Here is a 3,157-nt window from a genome sequence, read left to right as displayed (position 1 = left end):
GGGTGGCCGGCAACGACTACTCGGTGGATCCGAGTGCGATCGGCCAACTCGTCGAGGTGTCCACCACCCTGACTCAGGTGACGGTGACTAGGGCGGGCCGCCTGCTGGCGGTTCACGACCGCTGCTGGGCGGCGCGACAAACCCTGACCGACCCCGCCCACGTCGCGACCGCGGCGGCGTTGCGCCAGCAGTTCCAAGCCGGTCGGCCACCGGCGACGGAAGGTGATCATCTGGTACGCGACCTGAGCGACTACGACCGCGCCTTCGGTGTCGATTTCACCACCGCCACAGTCACTTCCGACGGTGAGGTGGCATGAGCATGGCCGAAGACCCCATCAAGACCGTCCTGCACTACGCCCAAGCACTCAAGGCGCCACGCATCCGCGAGTCCGCCGCTCGGCTGGCCGAGCAAGCCCGCGACGGCGGCTGGAGCCACGAAGAGTATCTGGCAGCCGTGCTCTCCCGTGAGGTCGCCGCCCGCGAGGCCTCTGGCGCGGCGACACGGATCCGCTCGGCCGGGTTTCCAACGCGTAAGTCGTTGGAGGATTTCAACTTCGATCACCAGCCCGCGCTGAACCGCGACATGGTCGCCCATCTGGGAACCGGCGCGTTCCTGGCCAAGTCCCGCAACGTGGTGCTGCTCGGCCCACCCGGCACCGGCAAGACCCACCTCGCCATCGGGCTGGCCATCAAGGCCGCCCAGGCCGGGCACCGTATCGCGTTCGCCACCGCTGTGGACTGGGTCGGCCGCCTCAAGGCCGCCCACAACGCCGGGCGACTGCCGGCCGAGCTGGCCAAGCTGCGTCGTATCGGTCTGCTCGTCGTCGACGAAGTCGGTTACATCCCCTTCGAACAGGACGCCGCCAACCTGTTCTTCCAACTGGTCTCCAGCCGCTACGAACACGCCTCACTGATCCTCACGTCCAACCTGCCCTTCGCCCGATGGGGCGACGTGTTCGGGGATCAAGTGGTGGCCGCGGCCATGATCGACCGCATCGTGCATCATGCCGACGTCCTAACCCTCAAAGGCTCCAGCTACCGGCTCAAGGACACCGGAATCGACACCCTGTGTCGGCGACGCCTGAAAACTGACCCCGTGTCGACGCCCGAATTTTGACCCCCTTCGACGGACTCTCGGCTTCTAGCCGAGAGGAGAAGGGAGTTGTTGTCAGTGGAGGATTGGGCTGAGATCCGCCGGCTGTATCGAGCGGAGGGGTTGCCGAAGAAGTTGATCGCCAGGACGTTGGGGATCTCGCGGAACACGGTGCGAACGGCGCTGGCTTCAGAGGGTCCGCCGAAGTATGAGCGCAAGCCGGCGGGCTCGGCGGTTGATGCGTTCGAAGACGCGATCCGCGCCCAGCTCAAAGACGTGCCGACGATGCCGGCGACGGTGATCGCTGAGCGGGTCGGTTGGACGCGTGGGATGACGGTGTTCAAGGAACGCGCCCGGGAGCTGCGGCCTGCCTATCTGCCGCCGGATCCCGCGAGCCGCACGACCTATGAGGTTGGTGATATTGGGCAGTGCGACTTTTGGTTTCCGCCGACCACGGTCCCGGTCGGGTATGGGCAAAGGCGCACTTCCACGCAGCTGCCGGTGCTGACAATGGCGCTGGGTTATTCGCGGTGGCTGTCGGCGATCCTGCTGCCCACCCGCTGTGCCGAGGACCTCTTCGCCGGGTGGTGGCAGCTGATCCAGGCACTCGGGGCGGTGCCGCGCACCCTGGTCTGGGATGGCGAAGGCGCGATCGGGCGGTGGCGTTCGGGCAAGGTTGAGCTCAGCGGGGATTGCCAGGCGTTCCGCGGTGTCCTGGGTGCCAAGGTGGTGGTGCTCAAACCCAGAGAACCCGAACACAAGGGCATCATCGAACGGGCCCATGACTATCTGGAGCGCTCGTTTCTGCCGGGCCGAACCTTCAGCGGTCCCGGCGATTTCAACCACCAACTTCAGCAATGGCTGGCGCTGGTCAACGGCCGGACCCGCCGGGTGCTGGGCTGTGCCCCGACCGACCGGATCGGAGCGGACCGCCAGGCGATGCTTACTCTGCCCCCGGTGCCACCGGCGGTGGGATGGCGCAGCGCGACCCGGTTGGCGCGCGATCACTATGTGCGGTTGGACTCCAACGACTACTCCGTGCACCCGGGCGTGATCGGGCGGCGCATTGAAGTCGTCGCCGACCTCGACCGTGTCCAAGTGTTCTGTGAGGGCAAGGTGGTGGCCGATCACGAGCGGGTGTGGGCCTGGCATCAAACCATCACCGATCCCGAGCACCGCGAGGCAGCGAACATGCTGCGCCGCAACCGTATCGGCGCCCTGCGCCCGGTGTGTGATCCCGAGGCTCAGGTCAACGTCGAACAGCGAGCACTCAGCGATTACGACACCGCCCTCGGTGTCGACCTCGGCGAAGGCGGGCTGGTGTCGTGACCACCAAGACCACGAGAACGACTGCGGTGTCATCGAGCAACCGGGACCTCACCGCAGAGATCAGCTTCCTTACCCGCGCCCTGAAAGCACCCACCTTGCGCGAAGCAGTAGGGCGCCTGGCCGAGCGGGCCCGTACCGAATCCTGGACGCATGAGGAGTTCCTGGTGGCCTGTCTGCAGCGTGAGGTCTCCGCCCGGGAATCCCACGGCGGGGAGGGCCGTATTCGCGCGGCCCGTTTCCCGTCCCGGAAATCGTTGGAGGAGTTCGACTTCGATCACGCCCGCGGACTCAAACGTGACCTGATCGCCCACCTGGGCACCCTGGACTTCGTCGCCGCCAAAGACAACGTCGTCTTCCTCGGCCCACCAGGCACCGGAAAAACCCACCTGGCCATCGGTATCGCGATTAGGGCCTGCCAGGCCGGCCACCGCGTCATGTTCGCCACCGCCGCCGAATGGGTCGCCCGGCTGGCCGACGCTCACCATGCCGGCAGGCTGCAACAAGAACTCATCCGGCTGGGCCGCTACCCCCTCCTCGTCGTCGACGAAGTCGGCTACATTCCGTTCGAGCCCGAAGCGGCCAACCTGTTCTTCCAGCTGGTCTCCTCACGCTACGAACGGGCCAGCCTCATCGTCACTTCCAACAAGCCGTTCGGCCGCTGGGGCGAAGTGTTCGGCGACGACGTCGTGGCTGCGGCCATGATCGACCGCCTCGTCCACCACGCCGAAGTCATCG

4 protein-coding genes are annotated in these 3,157 nt (G+C 66.4%); all 4 read left to right on the top strand.

Annotated features, from left to right (window positions below; all coding sequences use genetic code 11):
* The coding region (locus AC5Y49_RS24500; RefSeq protein ID WP_499891971.1) for a Mu transposase domain-containing protein at nucleotides 1-317 on the top strand (317 nt) is incomplete at its 5' end.
* A gap of 2 nt (nucleotides 318-319) precedes the next feature.
* Nucleotides 320-1,117, top strand: a complete 798-nt coding sequence (gene istB / locus AC5Y49_RS24495) for an IS21-like element helper ATPase IstB (RefSeq protein ID WP_499891970.1) — start codon at nucleotides 320-322, stop codon at nucleotides 1,115-1,117.
* Between the two features lie 45 nt (nucleotides 1,118-1,162).
* Nucleotides 1,163-2,422, top strand: coding sequence for an IS21 family transposase (istA, locus tag AC5Y49_RS24490; protein WP_499891969.1), 1,260 nt, complete (start codon nucleotides 1,163-1,165; stop codon nucleotides 2,420-2,422).
* A gap of 26 nt (nucleotides 2,423-2,448) precedes the next feature.
* On the top strand, nucleotides 2,449-3,157 hold a 709-nt coding region (gene istB, locus AC5Y49_RS24485; RefSeq protein ID WP_499891972.1), incomplete at its 3' end, for an IS21-like element helper ATPase IstB.

This window comes from Mycobacterium sp. NGS62, from assembly GCF_059812285.1.
Note: the sequence above shows the minus strand (reverse complement) of the source record. Positions and strands in the feature narration are given on the sequence as shown.

What these genes read in the sequence shown, in the direction of transcription:
- istB (WP_499891970.1), top strand. Translation starts at nt 320, where the DNA reads ATGGCCGAAGACCCCATCAAGACCGTCCTGCACTACGCCCAAGCACTC.